Annotated in this window: 15 protein-coding genes; 12 read left to right on the top strand and 3 right to left on the bottom strand. The window is 70.4% G+C overall.

Going from position 1 to position 18,079, the window contains the following annotated elements:
• Positions 1–56: 56 nt before the first annotated feature.
• The 8 genes from ileS (at position 57) to ACFOGJ_RS16955 (ending at position 11,495) form a co-directional block, all read left to right on the top strand.
• Positions 57–2,894, top strand: coding sequence for an isoleucine--tRNA ligase (gene ileS / locus ACFOGJ_RS16990; protein ID WP_379902598.1), 2,838 nt, complete (start codon positions 57–59; stop codon positions 2,892–2,894).
• 34 nt (positions 2,895–2,928) lie between these two features.
• Positions 2,929–3,450 carry a signal peptidase II gene (gene lspA, locus ACFOGJ_RS16985; protein ID WP_379902595.1) on the top strand — a complete coding sequence of 174 codons (522 nt, stop codon included), beginning with the start codon at positions 2,929–2,931 and terminating at the stop codon, positions 3,448–3,450.
• A complete protein-coding gene (locus ACFOGJ_RS16980) occupies positions 3,437–4,051 on the top strand; it encodes a DUF3035 domain-containing protein (protein WP_379902593.1) in 615 nt (204 codons plus the stop codon). Before lspA ends, ACFOGJ_RS16980 begins: the two co-directional genes overlap by 14 nt.
• Before the next feature lie 144 nt (positions 4,052–4,195).
• The gene (locus ACFOGJ_RS16975; protein ID WP_379902591.1) at positions 4,196–5,644 is read left to right on the top strand and encodes a M16 family metallopeptidase; all 1,449 of its coding nucleotides are present in this window, start codon (positions 4,196–4,198) and stop codon (positions 5,642–5,644) included.
• A 2-nt stretch (positions 5,645–5,646) separates the two neighbouring features.
• Positions 5,647–7,059: a M16 family metallopeptidase gene (locus ACFOGJ_RS16970; RefSeq protein ID WP_379902588.1), complete on the top strand. Its 1,413-nt coding sequence runs from the start codon at positions 5,647–5,649 to the stop codon at positions 7,057–7,059.
• A gap of 137 nt (positions 7,060–7,196) precedes the next feature.
• Positions 7,197–8,495, top strand: coding sequence for a glucose-6-phosphate isomerase (locus ACFOGJ_RS16965; protein WP_379902586.1), 1,299 nt, complete (start codon positions 7,197–7,199; stop codon positions 8,493–8,495).
• Complete coding sequence (gene mutL / locus ACFOGJ_RS16960; RefSeq protein ID WP_379902583.1) at positions 8,485–10,410, top strand: DNA mismatch repair endonuclease MutL; 1,926 nt, start codon at positions 8,485–8,487, stop codon at positions 10,408–10,410. Before ACFOGJ_RS16965 ends, mutL begins: the two co-directional genes overlap by 11 nt.
• Positions 10,411–10,442: 32 nt before the next feature.
• Positions 10,443–11,495 (top strand): MaoC/PaaZ C-terminal domain-containing protein, encoded by a 1,053-nt coding sequence (locus tag ACFOGJ_RS16955; RefSeq protein WP_379902581.1) that lies wholly within the window; start codon positions 10,443–10,445, stop codon positions 11,493–11,495.
• A gap of 241 nt (positions 11,496–11,736) precedes the next feature.
• On the opposite strand, the gene rsmD is transcribed toward ACFOGJ_RS16955, so the two are convergent.
• Positions 11,737–12,363, bottom strand: a complete 627-nt coding sequence (gene rsmD / locus ACFOGJ_RS16950) for a 16S rRNA (guanine(966)-N(2))-methyltransferase RsmD (RefSeq protein ID WP_379902578.1) — start codon at positions 12,361–12,363, stop codon at positions 11,737–11,739.
• A complete protein-coding gene (locus tag ACFOGJ_RS16945; RefSeq protein ID WP_379902575.1) occupies positions 12,363–13,262 on the bottom strand; it encodes a pseudouridine synthase in 900 nt (299 codons plus the stop codon). The genes rsmD and ACFOGJ_RS16945 overlap by 1 nt, the downstream gene beginning before the upstream one ends.
• Positions 13,263–13,330: 68 nt before the next feature.
• On the opposite strand from ACFOGJ_RS16945, the gene ACFOGJ_RS16940 reads away from it, so the two are divergent.
• The 3 genes from ACFOGJ_RS16940 (at position 13,331) to ACFOGJ_RS16930 (ending at position 16,522) form a co-directional block, all read left to right on the top strand.
• The gene (locus ACFOGJ_RS16940; protein WP_379902573.1) at positions 13,331–13,801 is read left to right on the top strand and encodes a nucleoside deaminase; all 471 of its coding nucleotides are present in this window, start codon (positions 13,331–13,333) and stop codon (positions 13,799–13,801) included.
• A 75-nt stretch (positions 13,802–13,876) separates the two neighbouring features.
• Positions 13,877–15,097 carry an acyl-CoA dehydrogenase family protein gene (locus tag ACFOGJ_RS16935; RefSeq protein ID WP_379902570.1) on the top strand — a complete coding sequence of 407 codons (1,221 nt, stop codon included), beginning with the start codon at positions 13,877–13,879 and terminating at the stop codon, positions 15,095–15,097.
• A gap of 339 nt (positions 15,098–15,436) precedes the next feature.
• The gene (locus tag ACFOGJ_RS16930) at positions 15,437–16,522 is read left to right on the top strand and encodes a M14 family metallopeptidase (RefSeq protein WP_379902567.1); all 1,086 of its coding nucleotides are present in this window, start codon (positions 15,437–15,439) and stop codon (positions 16,520–16,522) included.
• Here ACFOGJ_RS16930 and ACFOGJ_RS16925 read toward each other — a convergent pair.
• Positions 16,495–16,788 (bottom strand): hypothetical protein, encoded by a 294-nt coding sequence (locus ACFOGJ_RS16925; RefSeq protein ID WP_379902565.1) that lies wholly within the window; start codon positions 16,786–16,788, stop codon positions 16,495–16,497. The two genes, ACFOGJ_RS16930 and ACFOGJ_RS16925, sit on opposite strands and share 28 nt — an antisense overlap.
• Positions 16,789–17,525: 737 nt before the next feature.
• On the opposite strand from ACFOGJ_RS16925, the gene ACFOGJ_RS16920 reads away from it, so the two are divergent.
• Entirely contained in the window at positions 17,526–17,966 is a 441-nt protein-coding gene (locus ACFOGJ_RS16920; RefSeq protein ID WP_379902563.1) for a YcbK family protein, read from the top strand.
• Positions 17,967–18,079 lie beyond the last annotated feature (113 nt).

The following is an 18,079-nucleotide window of genomic DNA, read 5'->3' as shown; positions in this document are numbered from 1 at the left end:
CCGGCCCCGGATCCCGGATGCCGGACAGGGGCCGCGGAGCCAGAATACCGACAGACATGAATGTGAACTACAAAGACACCGTCCGCCTGCCGCGGACCGACTTCCCGATGAAGGCCGGCCTGCCGGCCGCCGAGCCGAAACTTCTGGAGCGCTGGGAAAGCACGGCGCTGTGGGCGCGCCTGCGCGACACGTCGAAGGGGCGGGAGAAGTTCATCCTGCATGACGGGCCGCCCTATGCGAACGGCAACATCCATATCGGCACGGCGCTGAACAAGATCCTCAAGGACCTGGTCAACCGCACCCAGCAGATGCTGGGCCGCGACGCCTTCTACGTGCCGGGCTGGGACTGCCACGGCCTTCCGATCGAATGGAAGATCGAGGAACGCTACCGCGCGGAGGGCCGCGACAAGGACCAGGTGCCGATCGTGGAGTTCCGGCGCGAATGCCGGGAATTCGCCGACCACTGGATCAACGTGCAGCGCGCCGAGTTCAAGCGGCTGGGCGTGTTCGGCAGCTGGGACCGGCCCTACACCACCATGTCCTTCCCGGCAGAGGCGCAGATCGTGCGGGAACTGCTGAAGTTCCTGGACAGCGGCGCGCTCTATCGCGGCTCCAAGCCGGTGATGTGGTCGGTGGTGGAGAAGACCGCCCTGGCCGAGGCGGAGATCGAGTATCACGACCATGTCAGCCCGCAGATCTGGGTCGCCTTCCCGGTGGAGAAGCCGGCGGCGCCGGAACTGGAGGGCGCGCGGGTCGTGATCTGGACCACCACCCCCTGGACGATCCCGGCCAACCGGGCGATCGCGGTTTCCGCCAAGGACCGCTACCTGGTGATGGCGGTCGACGCGGTGACGGAGAAGGCGGCGGCGAAGCCCGGCGACCGGCTGGTGGTCGCGGCCGACCTGGCGCAGGCCTTTGCCGGCGCCACCGGCATCGAGGCCTGGCACGAGGCGGCGTCCGTGACCGGCGCCCAGGTCGCCGGCACGGTCTGCGCCCACCCGTTGAAGGCCCATCCGGAGGCGGCCGGCGGCTATGCCTTCCCGGTGCAGGTCTTCGTGGCGGACTTCGTCACCATGGAGCAGGGCACCGGCTTCGTGCATATCGCGCCGGGGCATGGCGCCGACGACTACGAGCTCGGCATCCGCAACGGCATCGAGGTGCCCGACACCCTGGGTGAGGACGGCGTCTACCTGCCCCATGTGCCGATCTTCGCCGGCCGCGCGGTGCTGACGGCCGAAGGCAAGGACGGCGACGCCAACCGCGCGGTGGGGGAGGCGCTGGCCGAAACCGGCGCCCTGCTGGCGCGGGCGCGGCTGGAGCACAGCTATCCGCATTCCTGGCGCTCGAAGGCGCCGCTGATCTTCCGCAACACGCCGCAATGGTTCATCTCCATGGCGGTGAACGACCTGCGGGCCAAGGCGCTGGCGGCGATCGACGCCACCCGCTTCGTGCCGGCGGCCGGCCGGAACCGGCTGCGCTCGATGATCGAGCACCGGCCGGACTGGGTGATCAGCCGGCAGCGTGCCTGGGGGGTGCCGATCACCCTGTTCGTGGAAAAGGCGACGGGCAAGCCGCTGAACGATCCCGCGGTGAACGAGCGGATCGTCGCGGCGGTGGCGGAGGAGGGCGCGGACGCCTGGTTCGACAGCCCGCCGGAACGCTTCCTGGGCGACGGCCGCAACCCGGCCGACTATGACCAGGTGTTCGACATCCTGGACGTCTGGTTCGATTCCGGCTCCACCCATGCCTTCGTGCTGGAGGAGGATGCCGACCTGGCCTGGCCGGCCTCGCTGTACCTGGAAGGGTCGGACCAGCATCGCGGCTGGTTCCATTCCAGCCTGCTGGAATCCTGCGGCACCCGCGGCCGGGCGCCCTACGACGCGGTGCTGACGCACGGCTTCGTGCTGGACGAGAAGCGCCGCAAGATGTCGAAGTCGCTGGGCAATTCGGTGGCCCCGCAGGAGGTGATCGACCAGTACGGCGCCGATATCCTGCGGCTCTGGGTGGCCTCGTCGAACTACCAGGACGACCTGACCATCGGGCCGGAAATCCTGAAGGCGCAGACCGATGCCTATCGCCGCCTGCGCAACACCCTGCGCTACCTGCTGGGCAACCTGGACGGCTTCACGGCCGAGGAGCGGGTGGCGCATGCCGACCTGCCGGAGCTGGAACGCTGGGTGCTGCACCGTGTGGCGGAACTGGACGGGGTGATCCGTGCCGCCTGCGACGCCTTCGACTTCCACCGGATGTATGTCGAGCTGCACAATTTCTGCGCCATCGAGCTGTCCTCGCTCTATTTCGACATCCGCAAGGACGCGCTGTACTGCGATGCCCTGGACTCGCCCCGGCGGCGGGCGGCGCGCACGGTGCTGGACATCCTGTTCGACCACCTGACCGCCTGGCTGGCGCCGATCCTCTGCTTCACCGCGGAGGAGGCCTGGCTCAGCCGCAACCCGTCGGAGGAAGGCTCCGTCCACCTGCGGACCTTCCCGCTTCCCGACCCCGGCTGGACGGACCCGGCACTGGGCGCGAAGTGGCGCCGGGTGCGGGAGATCCGCCGCGTGGTGACCGGCGCGCTGGAGATCGCGCGGGCGGAGAAGCGGATCGGCGCCAGCCTGCAGGCGGCCCCGCTGGTGTACCTGCCGGCGGCGGATGCCGAGCTGCTGGCCGGCCTCGCCTTCGCCGATCTCTGCATCACCTCCGGCATCGAGCTGTCGACGGCGCCGGCACCGGCGGAGGCTTTCCGGCTGGAGGAGGTGCCCGACGTCGCGGTGGTGGTGCGTCCCGCCGATGGCGAAAAGTGCGTCCGCTGCTGGAAGGTGCTGCCGGAGGTGGCGCCTGACGGTATCTGCCACCGCTGCGCCGAGGCGGTCGGCGAGCTGCAGCCGGCCTGAGACCCGGCCCGGCAGGCGCGCGGTGGCAACCGATATGACCTCTCCGCCGGCCGCCGCAGCTTCGGTCCGGCGGGCGCGGCGGCTGGCCGGGCTGGTGGCCGTGGCGGTGCTGCTGGCGGACCAGGTCAGCAAGGCGTTCCTCATCGACCTGCTGGCGGAGACACCCGGCGGCTGGATCGAGGTGACCGGCTTCTTCAACCTGGTGATGGTCTGGAACCGCGGCGTCAGCTTCGGCATGTTCGGCGACGGGGCGATGCCGCCCTGGGTCTGGATCGCCCTGTCGGCCGTGATCGTCGCGGTGCTGCTGCTCTGGATTCGCCGTCTGGACCGGCTTTGGACGGCGGTGGCGCTGGGCGGCATCGTCGGTGGCGCCGCCGGGAATGTCATCGATCGCTTGCGTTTCGGGGCGGTCGCCGATTTCTTTGACCTGCATCTGGCGGGCTGGCACTGGCCGGCTTTCAACATCGCCGATGCCGGAATCGTGGTAGGTGTCGGCATGCTCCTGCTGGATGCGCTGACGACGAGGGAGACGAAGGGACATCATGGTCGGGAATGAACGCGGGCGGCCGGTGCGCCGGGCGATCCTCGTCCTGGCCGGGCTGGCGATGCTGGCCGGGCTGCCGGGCTGCGATTCCGTTCGCAACACCTTCGGGCTCAACAAGCAGCCGCCGGACGAGTTCGCCGTGCTGTCGCGGGCGCCGCTGACCCTGCCGCCGGACTTCCAGCTGCGGCCGCCGGACCCCGGCGCCCCGCGCCCGCAGGAGATGCAGCCCGAGCAGCAGGCGCAGGCGGCGGTGTTCGGCACCAATGCCGGCGTGGTGCCGGCCCCGGGCGGCGTCGCCGCGCCGCATGCCGCCGGCACCGCGAACCTGTCCGCCGGCGAGCAGGCGCTGCTGGCGCAGGCCGATGCGGAGGATGTCGATCCTTCGATCCGGCGGGTGGTGAACGAGGAAACCACCGCGCTGATCGAGCGCGACCAGAGCTTCATCAACAAGCTGGTGTTCTGGCAGGCGGCGCAGCCGCCGGGCGAGGTGGTCGACCCGACGAAGGAGCGCGACCGCCTGCAGGAGACCTCCGCCCGCGGCCAGCCGCCGACCACCGGCACCACGCCGACCATCGAGCGGCGCGAGCGCGGCATCCTGGAAGGGATCTTCTGAGGGCTGGGGACCAGCTTGCGGGAACCGCGCTCACGCCCGCTTGATCGCGGCGGGCTGACGCGGCCCGTTGGCGGGCCGCCACTTTCTCGCCATATCGCCTCCATAGCGTGACTTTGATCCGATCCGCTGGAGAGGCCCTGACGCATGTCCCTTTCGCTGTCGCCGCCGGGCAGGCCCGCCCGCCGCGCCGCACCCGCCGCCCGTTTGTCGGCCGTTCGCTTCCTTGTCCTGGGCCTCGGCCTGCTGCCGGCGCTGCTCCTGCTGCTGGCGGGGCGCGCCCATGCCGGGCTGTTCAATCCGGAAAGCTTCACCCTGGACAATGGCATGCAGGTGGTGGTGATCCCCGACCACCGCGCGCCGGTGGTCCACCACATGGTCTGGTACAAGGTCGGCGCCGCCGACGAGGAACCCGGCAAGTCCGGCCTGGCGCACCTGACCGAGCATCTGATGTTCAAGGGCACGCCGAAGGTGCCGGCCGGCGATTTCTCCAAGATCGTGCGTCGCGCCGGCGGCCAGGACAACGCCTTCACCTCCAGCGACTATACCGGCTATTTCCAGACCATTGCCGCGGACCGCCTGCCGATGGTGATGGAGATGGAGGCCGACCGCATGGTGAACCTGGACTATGCGGAAGGCGATTTCGCGCCGGAGCTGAAGGTGGTCCTGGAGGAACGCTCCTCGCGCACCGACAACAACCCGCAGGCGCTGCTGGGCGAGCAGATGGACGCCGCGCTCTACCAGAACCATCCCTATGGCCGGCCGGTGATCGGCTGGCGGCATGAGATCGAGGGCCTGAGCCGGCAGGACGCGATCGACTTCTATCGCGCGCATTACGCCCCCAACAACGCGATCCTGGTGGTCGCCGGCGACATCACGGCCGAGCAGCTGAAGCCGCTGGCGGAAGCGACCTACGGGCAGATCCCGGCGCGCGAGCTGGCACCGCGTGCCCGACCGCAGGAACCCCCGCAGATCGCCCCGCGCCGCATCGTCCTGACCGATCCGCGGGTGCAGCGGCCATCCTTCTCCCGCAGCTACCTGGCCCCCAGCCTGACGGCAGGCGACAGCAGCCAGGCCGTGCCGCTGACCGTGCTGGCGGAGATCCTGGGCGGCGGCGCCTCCGGCCGGCTCTACGACCGGCTGGTGCGGCAGTCGGACACCGCCGTCTATGCCGGCGCCTGGTACAACGAGGGCGCAATGGACCTGGGCGAGTTCGCCGTCTATGCCGCGCCGTCGCCGGGCACCGCATTGCAGGCGGTGGAGGACGCGGTGGATGAGGAAATTGCCCGTATCCGCGACGACGGCGTAACCGAGGAAGAGCTGCAGCGCGCCAAGACGGTGCTGCTGGCGGAGGCGGTCTATGCCCGCGACAGCCTTGGCAAGGCGGCGCGGGTGTTCGGCCAGGGCCTGACCGCCGGGCAGAGCATCGACCAGATCGAGGCCTGGCCCGACCAGGTGCGGGCGGTCACCGCCGAGGATGTCCGGGCCGTCGCCGAAGCGGTGCTGCAGCCGCAGCGCAGCGTGACCGGCTGGCTGCAGGCCCCGGCGCCATCTCCCGCACCGTCTGCCGCCGGGCCGGCCAAGAAGGAATCCTGATCATGACCCTTTGGACGCGCTGGCCTGCACCTGCGGTGGCCCTCCTCCTGTTCCTGGCCGCCTTCCTGCCGCCGGCCCAGGCGGCCGACCTGAAGGTGCAGAAGGTCGTCAGCCCCGGCGGCATCGAGGCCTGGCTGGTGCAGGAGGAACAGATCCCCGCGATCTCGGTGGAGATGATGTGGCGGGGCGGCAGTGCCCTGGACCCGACCGGGATGGAGGGGCTGGCGGAAATGGCGACCGGCCTGCTGACCGAGGGCGCGGGCGAGATGGATGCCGCCGCCTTCCGCCGCGCGCTGGACGACAAGGCGGTGTCGATCGGCTTCGAGGCGGGGCGCGACTATCTGTCCGGCAACATGCGGACCCTCAGCGCCAACCGCGATGCCGCCTTCGACCTGCTGCGACAGACCCTGATGCAACCCCGTTTCGGCGAGGCGGAGATCGCCCAGGCCCGCCGCCAGATGCTGTCCAGCCTGCAGCGGATCGAGCAGGACCCGCACGAGATGGCCGGCCGGACCTGGTTCGAAACCGCCTTTGCCGGGCAACCCTATGGCCGTCCGGGCGACGGCACGCCGGAGAGCCTGGAGGCGATCGGCCGCGCCAACCTGCTCGACTTCCACGGACGGCGCTTTGCCCGCGACAACATGATCCTGGCGGTGGTCGGCGATATCGACGCCGACAGCCTTGGCGGCCTGCTGGACAGCACGTTCGGCGGCCTGCCGGCGGCGGCCGCGCCCTGGGCGCTGCCGGTGCAGGAGATGAAGGCCGGCGGCACCCGGGAGACGGTGCGGATGCAGAACCCGCAGACCGTCATCATGATGGGCGGTCCCGGCATCCCCCGCGACGATCCCGACTACTACGCCGCGCGGGTGCTGAACTACATCCTGGGCGGCGGCGGCTTCGATTCGCGGCTGATGGAGGTGATCCGCGAAGAGCGCGGGCTCGCCTACAGCGCCTATTCCACCATGCTGCCGCTGGCCGAACAGGGCCTGTTCTTCGCCGGCACCGCGACCGCGAACGTCACTGCAGAGGAGGCCCTGTCCTTGCTGCGCGGCGAACTGGAGCGGATGCGCGACGACGGCCCCACGGAGGCGGAGCTGGCGGGAGCGAAATCGGCGCTGACCGGTTCCTTTCCCCTGCGCATGACCTCCAACCGGGCGATTGCCGGCCTGCTGGCCGGCATCCAGTATCGCGGCCTGGGTGCCGATTATCCCGACCGCTATGCGGGCCTGATCGGCCATGTCGACCGGGCCGCCGTCATGCGGGTCGCGAAACGGCTGCTGGATCCGGCGCAGATGCTCACCGTGGTGGTCGGCGACCCGGTGCCGCCGGACCAGGCGCGGACCACACCGCTGCCGGGCCTGGATAAGCCCGCCGGCCGCCATCACGGCGGCGGCGGCGGGCCGGTCGACGGCTGAGTGGCGCCGACCCAGTCCGAGATCGCCAACCCAGCCCGGGATCGCCGGAACCGGCCGGCGGGGCGCCGGGTTGACCGTCCGGCTGCTCCTCCGCGCCGCTTTCCAGGCGGCTGCGCTTTGTGCTATCGGACGGCACCATGGGCTATGAACATAACGTGGACGCATGTTTCGCGGACCGCATCGGTCCGGGGGGCATTGCCCGCGCCGGCTTCGAGCGCCTGAGGGCGGAGGCCGGGGATGCGCTGGGCCGCCTTGCCGCCCTGCAGGGCTCCGGGCGGATGGCCCTGTTCGACCTGCCCGCGACCCGCGCCGACCTGCCGGTGCTGCAGGCGGAGGCCGCGCGCTTCCGCGCCGATTTCGACCGGGTGATCGTGCTCGGCACCGGCGGCTCCTCCCTGGGGGCGATGGCGCTGACCGCGATCGGTGTGCCCGATGGGCCGGAACTGATCTTCCTCGACAATTTCGAACCCTACGGCCTGGACCGGGCGCTGGCAGGCGACCTTTCGCGGACCGGCTTCATCGCCATCTCCAAATCCGGCGGCACGGCCGAGACGGTGGCCCAGTTCCTCGCCTGCATCGCGGCGGCGGAGGGGCGCACCGGCGGCCGAAGCATGTCGCGTACCTTCCTGTGCATCGCCGGCCCGGGCGATTCGCCGATGCGGCGCATCGCCCGCACCCATGCAATCCCGGTGATGGACCATCCGCCGGAGATCGGCGGCCGCTATTCGGTCTTCACCCTGGTGGGCATGCTGCCCGGGCTGATCGGCGGCTATGACGTGGCGGCCCTGCGCGCCGGCGCGGCCGAGGTACTGTCCCAGGCGATCGGCGATCCGCGCTCGCCGCCGGTGGTGGGCGCCGCGCTGCAGGTGGCGGCCGCACAGCAGCGCGGCATCCGTGCCTCGGTGCTGATGCCCTACGAATCCCGCCTCGACCAGTTCAGCCGCTGGTTCTGCCAGCTCTGGGCGGAAAGCCTGGGCAAGGACGGCATGGGCACCCTGCCGGTGCGGGCGCTGGGCCCGGTGGACCAGCACAGCCAGCTGCAGCTCTACCTGGAAGGCCCGCCGGACAAGCTCTTCACCCTGATCCTGTCGGACCAGCGCGGCCAGGGGCCGGTGATCTCGCCGCAGGCGACCGGCGGCGACCCGGCTTTGGCCTATCTGGCCGGCCATACCCTGGGCGACGTGGCGGAGGCGGAGGGGCGCGCCACCGCCGCCACCCTGATCGCGCGCGGCCGGCCGACCCGGGTCATCCGCATCGAGCGGGTCGACGAGTTCACCCTGGGCAGCCTGTTCATGCATTTCATGGTCGAGACGATCCTGGCCGCCCACCTGATGGCGGTCGACCCGTTCGACCAGCCGGCGGTAGAGGAGGGCAAGAAGCGCACCCGCGACTATCTCCTGCAGGCGCAGGCCGAGCGGGAGCGGGATGCCGGCTGAACCGCAGCAGCTGCCGATCGACCCGGGCGGCTTACCGGCGGCCGCGGCGCCTGTGGCAGGTGCGGCGGCGCGCATTCGCCGCCTGCCCGATACCCTGGTCAACCAGATCGCCGCCGGCGAGGTGGTGGAGCGCCCCTCCAGCGCAGTGAAGGAACTGGTGGAGAATGCCATCGATGCCGGCGCGCGGCGCATCGAGGTGCGGCTGCGGGACGGCGGCCGCGCCGAACTGGCCGTCACCGACGATGGCTGCGGCATGTCGCCGGAGGACCTGGTCCTGGCGGTGGAGCGGCATGCCACCTCGAAGCTGCCCGATGCCCGGCTGGACCGGATCCGCAGCCTGGGCTTCCGCGGCGAGGCGCTGCCGTCGATCGGCGCCGTCTCGCGGCTGTCGGTCACCAGCCGCACCGCCGATGGCGATGCCTGGTGCCTGCGGGTCGACGGCGGCGCCATCGCCGCGCCGGAACCGGCCGCCCATCCGCCCGGCACGACCGTGCGTGTCCGCGACCTGTTCTACGCCACCCCGGCACGGCTGAAATTTTTGAAGACCGACCGCACGGAATCCGCCCATGTGCAGGACATGGTGAAGCGGCTGGCGATGACCCGGCCGGATATCGGCTTCACCCTGTATGACGACGACCGGCGCGCGATCAACCTGCCCGCCTGCCCGGGGGAGGCATTGGCCGCGCGTGCCGCGCGGCTGGGCCAGGTGCTGGGCCAGGCCTTTGCCGAGAACGCCCTGCCGATCGAGGCGGAGCGCGATGGCCTGCGGCTGGAAGGGCTCGCCTCGCTGCCGACGATGAACCGCGGCAATGCCCGCGCGCAGTTCATCGCGGTGAACGGCCGGCCGGTCTGGGACAAGCTGTTCCTGGGTGCGATCCGCGGCGCCTATGCCGACCTGCTGGCGCGCGACCGTCATCCGATCCTGGCCCTGTTCCTGACCGTGCCGGAGGCGGTGGTCGACGTGAACGTGCATCCGGCCAAGGCGGAGGTTCGCTTCCGCGAGCCCGGCATCGTTCGCGGCCTGATCGTCAGCGGCCTGCGCCATGCCCTGGCCGAAGCCGGGCATCGCGCCTCCACCACCGTCAGCCAGGCCGCCCTGGGTCGTTTCCGGGCCGGAGAGGGTGGGCCGGTGGACAACCCGCAGTCCGGCCTGGCGCTGCAGCGGCCGGACGTCCAGATGCCGGCCCGGATGCCCGCCTGGGCCGCGCCATCGCGGCCAGCCGCCGGATCCCTGCCGCCGGGCCTGGCCGCCGCCGCGGCGGCCTATCACGCCCCGGTCACCGACCGGAGCCGGGCCGATCCGGCCGAGGAGGCAATAGAAGCGGAGGCGGCGGGCGGTCGCCTCGGACTGGCGAAGGCGCAGCTGCATGGCACCTACATCGTCGCTCAGACGCCGGATTCCCTGGTCATCGTCGACCAGCATGCCGCCCATGAACGGCTGGTCTACGAACGGATGAAGGCGGCCCTGGCCGCGGGCGGGGTGACCCGCCAGGGCCTGCTGCTGCCCGAGGTGGTGGAGCTCGACCCGGCGGATGCGGAACGCCTGATGGCGCGGGCGGACGAGCTGCGCGAGCTCGGCCTGGCGCTGGAGAGCTTCGGTCCCGGTGCCGTGCTGGTGCGGGAGACCCCGGCCCTGCTCGGCAATTGCGATGCCGCCGGCCTGGTGCGCGACCTGGCCGACGAACTGGCGGAGTTCGAGCAGACCCTGTCCCTGAAGGACCGGCTGGACGAGGTCTGCTCCACCATGGCCTGCCATGGCAGCGTGCGGGCCGGCCGTGCCCTGAACGGCGCCGAGATGAACGCGCTGCTGCGCCAGATGGAGGCGGTGCCCCATTCCGGGCAGTGCAACCACGGCCGGCCGACCTATGTCGAGCTGAAGCTCGCCGATGTGGAGCGCCTGTTCGGGCGCCGCTGACGATTCCGAAGACATTCCTGGGGGGAAACGACGTGACCTACGGCTATCTGCGCCTGGGCGAAGGGCATTACCGCGAGCGCTTCGGCCTCGCCTTCGAGGATTTCCGCGCAGGCCAGGTCTTCCACCACCGCCCCGGCGTCACCTTCACCCAGCAGGATAACAAGGACGAGGCGCTGGACAGCCTGAACAACGCCCACCTGCACTACGACGAGGGCTATGCCGCGGCGACGGAGTGGAAGCTGCCGCTGGGAGTCTCGACCCTGACCCTGCAGCTGGTGATCGGCATGACCAGCCGCACCTTCTATCGGCGGCGCAGCCTCACCGGCTTCGACGAGATCGCGATGACCCGGCCGGTGGTCGGCGGCGACACCCTCTATGCCCGGACGGAGGTGCTGGAGGTCGCCGACGGCGGCGATCCCGACTGGGGTCTGCTGAAGCTGCGGACGGAGGCGGTGAACCAGCACGGCGAGGTGGCGGCGCGGATCACCTGGCCGGCGGAGATCTGGCGGGCCGGCCGGCACCCGGAGGAGATCCTGCCGGGTGCGGCGACGGAGATCGCCGCCGAAAACCGCTTCGCCGCCCACCATCCCGGCCCGGACGGTGCCCTGGTCGAACAGACCGGCCTGCATTTCGAGGATTTCCGGCCCGGCGAGACCTTCGAGCACTGGCCGCCGCGGGTGATGGCGGCAGAGGAGAGCCGCCGCCACGCCCTGCGGGCACTCGAGATCAATCCGCGCTACAGCGATCCGGCCTTCGCGCAGGCGGTGACCGGGGCCGAGCCGCCGCTCTTCGAGCCGCTGGTGGTCGGTGCGGTCACCGCTCTTACAACCCGCACCTTCGGCCGGGTGGTCGCCAATCTGGGCTGGACCGAGATCCGCCTGCCGCGGCCGGTGCGGCCGGGGGAGCAGATCCGCGCGATGTCCACCGTGCAGGGCGCCCGCGAGAGCGCCAAGCGGCCCGCGCAGGGCATCCTGCAGGTCGATACGGAGGCGCTGGGCGAGGACGGCACGACCGTCTGTGCCTTCAAGCGCGTGCTGCTGGTCTACAAGCGCGGCCAGGGACCGTACGAGGCAGCGGGGTATTGAGGCGTTTCGGCCGGCACGGTGGAGCAGTGCCGCCGCGTCGCTATCCTCCCCGTCGTCCCCGGCCCCCGAGCCGGGGATCGTGACGGGACAGGGACGCTGCGCAGCTTCGCCCTATCGTCACGGTCCTTGGGTCGAGCCCAAGGACGACGGCGGCAGGGCAGGCGCGTCAACCAGAGGTGTGAATGCCTTAAGGTGGCGCCCGAAGGCGGCGGCGAAGTTGGTGTCGGATGGCGTCCGGACCTTAGCCTTCCAACACCAGGAACGCCGCCCGCGCGATGCCGTAGCGGCGCTCGTCGACCAGGGTGAAGCCCTCTGCCTCCGGCATCGGCTCGCTGGCGCCGGTCTCCACCACCGCCAGGGCGCCGGGTGCCAGCCAGCCATGCCGGCGCAGCGCCGCGAGCGCCGGGCCGGCAAGCGCCTTGCCATAAGGCGGGTCGAGGAAGGCGAGGTCGGCGGCGAAGGGGGCGGGGCCGGGCAGCAGGGCGTCGCCCCGCTGCACATGGGCCTCCCTGTCGGTCAGGCCGAGGCCGGAGAGGTTGCGGCGGATCAGCGCGCAGGCGTGGCCATCCGCCTCCAGGAAGGCGGCGCGGGCGGCGCCGCGCGACAGCGCTTCCAGGCCCAGCGCGCCGGATCCGGCGAAGACGTCGAGCACCGCAGCCCCCAGCGGCAGCGGGCCGTCGTCGCGCCGCCAGTCGGGATTGTGCGCCAGGATGTTGAACAGCGCCTCGCGCATCCGCTCCGACGTGGGGCGGACCGACCGGTCGTCCCCGGCATCCAGCTTCCGCCCGCGCCAGCGGCCGCCGACGATGCGCAAACCGGTGGGGGCGCTGCCGGCCGGGCGGCGCGTCGGCCGCTGGCGCCCTGCCATCAGCCGGCGCCGCGGCCGGTGCCTGCCGCCGGCGTGCGGCCGGCCTCGATCTCCGCCAGGCGGGCGGCGCCCAGTGCCTCGCGCAGGACCCGCCGCGGCGCCTCCCTGGTCGCGCCGCGCGGCAGCTGGCCCAGCTGGAACGGGCCATAGGCGGTGCGGATCAGCCGGCTGACCGAATGGCCGACCGCCTGCAGGGCCCGCCGGACCTCCCGGTTCCGCCCCTCCTTCAATGCCACCGTGATCCAGGTATTGGCGCCGCTCGTGCGGCGGTCCTGCGCCTCGCCACGGCCGCCTTTCGTGCCGCCGGGACCCTTGCCGGCCTCGTCGATGCTGACCTGGATCGGGCCGAAGGCCTCGCCGTCGACCGTCACGCCGGCGGCCAGGGCGGCGATGGCGGCCGCATCGGGCCGGCCGAACACCCGCGCCCGGTAGCGCCTGGTCCAGCCGGTGGCCGGCAGTTCCAGGTAGCGTGCCAGGGCGCCGGAGGTGGTCAGCAGCAGCAGCCCCTCGGAATTCAGGTCCAGCCGGCCGATGCTGACCGTGTAGGGCATGTCCTGCGGCAGGTTGTCGAAGATCGTCGCCCGGCCCTGCGGGTCGCGGCGGGTGGTCATCAGGCCGGGCGGCTTGTGGAACAGCCACAGGCGCACCGGCTGGGCGCCGCCGATCGCTTCACCGTCGACGCGGATCTCCTGCGTGTCGGTGACCTTCACCGCCGGGCTGTCGATGGTGACGCCGTCAATCTCCACGCGCCCTTCGGCGATCAGGCGCTCCGCCTCCCGCCGGGAGGCGATGCCGGCGCGGGCCAGGCGCTTGGCGATGCGCTCTGCAGCCGGGTCCGCGCCGGAGATGTCGGCGGAGGGGGGGCTGGAAGGAGGGGGTGTCTTGGTTTTGCCGCTCATGGCGGCGCAGTGTATCGAAGGGCCGGCCGCCGGCAATGGCGTCGGCGCCGCAGGCAGGCGGGTGTCGCATGCGCAACGGCCCGGACGGACATCTCTGGCACGGCCCCATGGAACTGGCGCTGGCGCAGGCCCGCGCCGCGGCGGCGGCCGGCGAGGTGCCGGTCGGCGCGGTTCTGGTGGACGGCGCCACCGGGGCGGTGCTGGCGCGGGCGGCCAACGCCACCATCGCCCGAAGCGATGCGACCGCCCATGCGGAGCTGCTGGCGATGCAGGCGGCCGCGCCGGCGCGCGGCGGCCGGCTGGACGGCTGCGACCTCTACGTCACCCTGGAGCCCTGCGCGATGTGCGCCGGTGCGATCGCCTGGATGCGGATCCGCCGGCTCTATTTCGGCGCCGAGGACGAAAAGGGCGGGGCGGTGATGCACGGTCCCCGATTCTTCGACCAGCCGACCTGCCACTGGCGGCCGGAAATCTACGGCGGAATCGGCGCCGATCCTGCCGCCGACCTGCTGCGTAGCTTTTTCAGGAACCGCCGCTAAAATCCGCCGCGCCAATCTACGCCGCACGTCTCGCATGGAGACGTACGCCTGGGGGTAATGGAGGAGATAGCCCAGATGAATTTCGAGTATTCCGACAAGGTGAAGGATCTTGAGGCGCGCCTGAACGCGTTCATGGAGGCGCATGTCTACCCGAACGAGGAAGCGATCACCGCCGAGATCGACAAGAACGGCACCGAGAAGGGGGATCGCTGGCAGCCCTCCCAGATCATCGAGGATCTGAAGAAGAAGGCGAAGGCGGAAGGCCTCTGGAACCTGTTCCTGCCGGAGAGCGAGCGCGGCGGCGGGCTGACGAACCTGGAATATGCCCCGCTCTGCGAGATCATGGGCCGGGTGGAATATGCGCCGGAGATCTTCAACTGCTCCGCGCCCGACACCGGCAACATGGAGGTGCTGGAGCGCTACGGCACCGAGGAGCACAAGAAGCAGTGGCTGAAGCCGCTGCTGGAAGGCGAGATCCGCTCCGCCTTCGCGATGACCGAGCCGCGGGTGGCCTCCTCCGATGCCACCAACATCGAGTGCCGGATCGAGCGCAAGGGCGACGAATATGTCATCAACGGCCTGAAGTGGTGGACCTCCGGGATCGGCGATCCGCGCTGCAAGATCCTGATCCTGATGGGCAAGTCGGACCCGGACAATCCGGACCGCTACCGCCAGCAGTCGATGATCCTGGTCCCCCGCGACACGGCCGGCATCACCGTGAAGCGGATGCTGCCGGTGTTCGGCTATGACGACGCCCCGCACGGCCATGGCGAGGTGGAGTTCAACGACGTCCGGGTGCCGGCCTCCAACATGCTGCTGGGCGAGGGCCGCGGCTTCGAAATCGCGCAGGGCCGCCTGGGCCCGGGCCGCATCCATCACTGCATGCGCCTGATCGGCCAGGCGGAGCGGGCGCTGGAGAAGATGTGCCGGCGCACCTCCTCCCGCACCGCCTTCGGCAAGCCGGTGTCCGAGCAGACCGTGACCCAGGAGCGGATCGCGGAATCGCGGATCATGATCGACCAGGCACGCCTGCTGGTGCTGCATGCCGCCTGGAAGATGGACACGGTGGGCAACAAGGAAGCCCGCAAGGAGATCGCGATGATCAAGGTCGCGGCACCGGTGATGGCCTGCAAGGTCATCGACTGGGCGCTGCAGGCCCATGGCGGCGGCGGCGTGACGACCGATTTCGGCACCGCACGCGCCTATGCCCATGCCCGTACCCTGCGGCTCGCGGACGGTCCGGACGAGGTGCATCGCAACCAGATCGCCCGGCTGGAGCTGCGGCGCTACAACTGAGGCGGCAGCCGCCCCGGCCCTGTGCCGGGGCGGTCCGCAACCTGGGTATGGCAGGCGGCCGGGCAGAATGTCCGGCCGTCGGCGTCTGTGGCCCCCGATCGTGCCGCATTGCAGCATCGCACTGCGGGCATTGCGGATGCGGCTGGAGCGTCCGGGGGGGGTGGCGGCAGCAGCTGCCATGCCCCATCTGGTGGCAGTACCGAGGGTGGCCTGCGGCAGGCGGCCGACACGATTGCGCCGCATGGGACCGAACAGCAGACTGGTCGACAGAGGCCGACCGACCTGAAGACGCATGAGGGGCGGCGCCGAGGGCGGGCGCCGGTGCGGCGGAGGCAGAAGATGACTAAGGTGCGCGGCTATTTCAGCGACAGCTATCTGGACGCCCGGGAAACCTTCCTGGACGCCGCCCGCCGGGCGAAAGGCGACCTGACGAGCTTCATGAACCCCAATGCGACCGGGGTCGAGGATGAGGGGCTCGCCACCGACATGGCCCGGTTCGGGCCGGCGGATGCGGAGAATGTCCTGATCGTCAATTCCGGCACCCACGGGGTCGAGGGCTATTGCGGTTCCGGCTGCCAGGTCGGTGCGATCCAGTCCGGCCTGATCCGGGAACGGGCCCGCAACACCGCGATCGTTCTCTGCCACGCGATCAATCCCTACGGTTTCTCCTGGTCGCGCCGGGTCAACGAGGACAATGTCGACCTGAACCGCAACTTCGTGGATCACGAGGCCGGGCATCCCGACAATCCTGCCTATCGGGAGGTGCATTCCTTCATCGCGCCCACCGACTGGGCCGGCCCCGGCCGGGCGGCGGCGGACAAGGCGATGGAGGCCTTCATCGCCGAACGCGGCGAGGTCGCCTTCCAGGCGGCGGTGACCGGCGGCCAGTACGAATTTCCGAAAGGGCTGTTCTATGGCGGCCAGGCACCGGTCTGGTCGAACGTCACCTTCCGCGAGGTGGTGCGTCGCGTGGGCCGCGGCCGGCGCCGGATCGCCCTCATCGACCTGCATACCGGCCTGGGGCCCAGCGGGCATGGCGAACTGATCTATTCCGGTGCCGAAAGCGAGCCCGGCTATCACCGCGCCACCGCCTGGTTCGGCGAGGCGCATTCCACCAAGGCCGGCCGGTCGGTGTCCGCCGTCGTGATGGGCGACATCACGGAGGCAATCCCGTCGGAACTGCCGGATGCGGAATATACCGCGGTGGCGCTGGAATTCGGCACCGTGCCGATGCTCCAGGTGCTGGATGCGCTGCGGGCCGACAACTGGCTCTACGCCTATGGCGACCCGAAATCCTCCCTCGGCAAGCAGATCCGGGCGCAGACCCGGTCCGCCTTCTATGTCGACGACGATACCTGGAAGGGGCAGGTCTTCTCCCGCGCCAGCGAGGTCATCCGTCAGGCGCTGTCGGCGCTCGGCGCCTGACCGGCGGCGCCGCGGCGCGCCGCCATGCTGTCGGAAATCAGCCAGCGCCAGACGCCCCAGACGTTGATGGCGAACAGCACGCCGTTCTGCACGGCCAGGCTGTAGGTTGCGTCCATCAGCCCGGAACTCACCCACAGCACCGAGGACAGGGTGAAGACCGCGAAGCCATAGCCGGTGATCCTGTCGCTGATGCGCGACGCCACCATGATCGCGGCGATGGTGCCGCTGATGCAGGCGCCCCATTGCAGTATCTCCAGCAGCTCCATCCTGATCTCCTCTCCCCCTGGGTCCGCGGCGGCCTCGCCATTCCTTCGATCGCCGGAGCAGAAAATGGGCGGCGGCGGTATTGGTTCCGCGTCGCCATCGTCCCGGCGATGGCGTCCCGGGCGGCGGGGGCGGTGGGCGTTTTGTCGCACCCATGGAACTTTGCGTATTTCAACCGGACCTGACGGCGCCGCTGCCGAGACCCGGCGGCGGCCGATGCCGGTTCTTCGCAAATCGTGGAAAACTGCGGGCTTCGCGCCGCCGGCCTCGATTCAAGGCGTAGCGGTGGGTGATCGCCTCCTAACCGCTTGAAAGCACAAGCGAACCCGGGATCATTGTTTTTTTGACGCTGTCAAGAAAAAATCGTTGGTGACAGCAAGTGACGAAACATTTACCCCCGATCCCGTATCCGTCGCGACGGTCGGCACCCCCCTACGGGCACCGGCCTGCTTCCGGTCCCCGGGCGAAGGTCCCGGGACCGTCCAGCGGACGCCGGATGCGCCAGAGAAAAGCCGAATCCCGGCACAGGCGGACGCAGAGCCGCGCCGGGGTTCCGACCAGACGAAAGGCAAGCGTGGGGATCGGGCGAGTGCGATTTTCAGGGGTGAGCCGGCGACGGCTGATCATCGGGGCTGCGGCCCTTTCCACAGCAACAGTTTCAGGGACAATCTTTGCGGGACCGGCCGCCGCGGCAGGCGGCGGGGGCATCGTCCAGGCCGCGCTGCGGAATCCGGGCAATGTGCGCAAGCTGGCCCTGCATTCGGTCAACGAGGGCGGCGAGATCGCCGTCGATTACTGGGCGGACGGTCACTACCGGCCCGAGGCCCTGCAGGCGATCTCCCACCTGATGCGGGACCGCCGGTCGCTGGAGGTCGGCGCTATCTCGCCGAAACTGGTTGACCTGCTCTACCTCCTGCACAGCAGGCTGGAGACCAGGGAGCCGATCGAGATCATCTGCGGCTACCGGTCGCCGAAGACCAACGCCAAGATGGCCAAGGCCAGCAAGGGTGTCGCCAAGAACAGCTACCACACCCGCGGCATGGCGGCGGACATCCGGGTCAAGGACCGTTCCGCGCGGCAGATCTACAAGCTCGCCCAGAGCCTGGACATCGGCGGTGTCGGCTATTACGGCAAGTCCGGCTTCGTCCATGTCGACGTGGGACCGCCGCGCAGCTGGTAGCGGCGCGGAGGGCCTGCACGGAATGCCGGCGGGCTAGGACACCGACTCATAAGCGCGCAGCCAAATTCGGACAGCAGCGAGCTTGATGAGTGCGAGGTAGTTTTCCGGCATTT

The organism is Marinibaculum pumilum (assembly GCF_042646425.1).
GTDB classification, from domain to species: domain Bacteria; phylum Pseudomonadota; class Alphaproteobacteria; order Ferrovibrionales; family Ferrovibrionaceae; genus Marinibaculum; species Marinibaculum pumilum.
The sequence above is the reverse complement of the archived record's forward strand: the minus strand, read 5'-3'. Positions and strand labels throughout refer to the sequence as shown.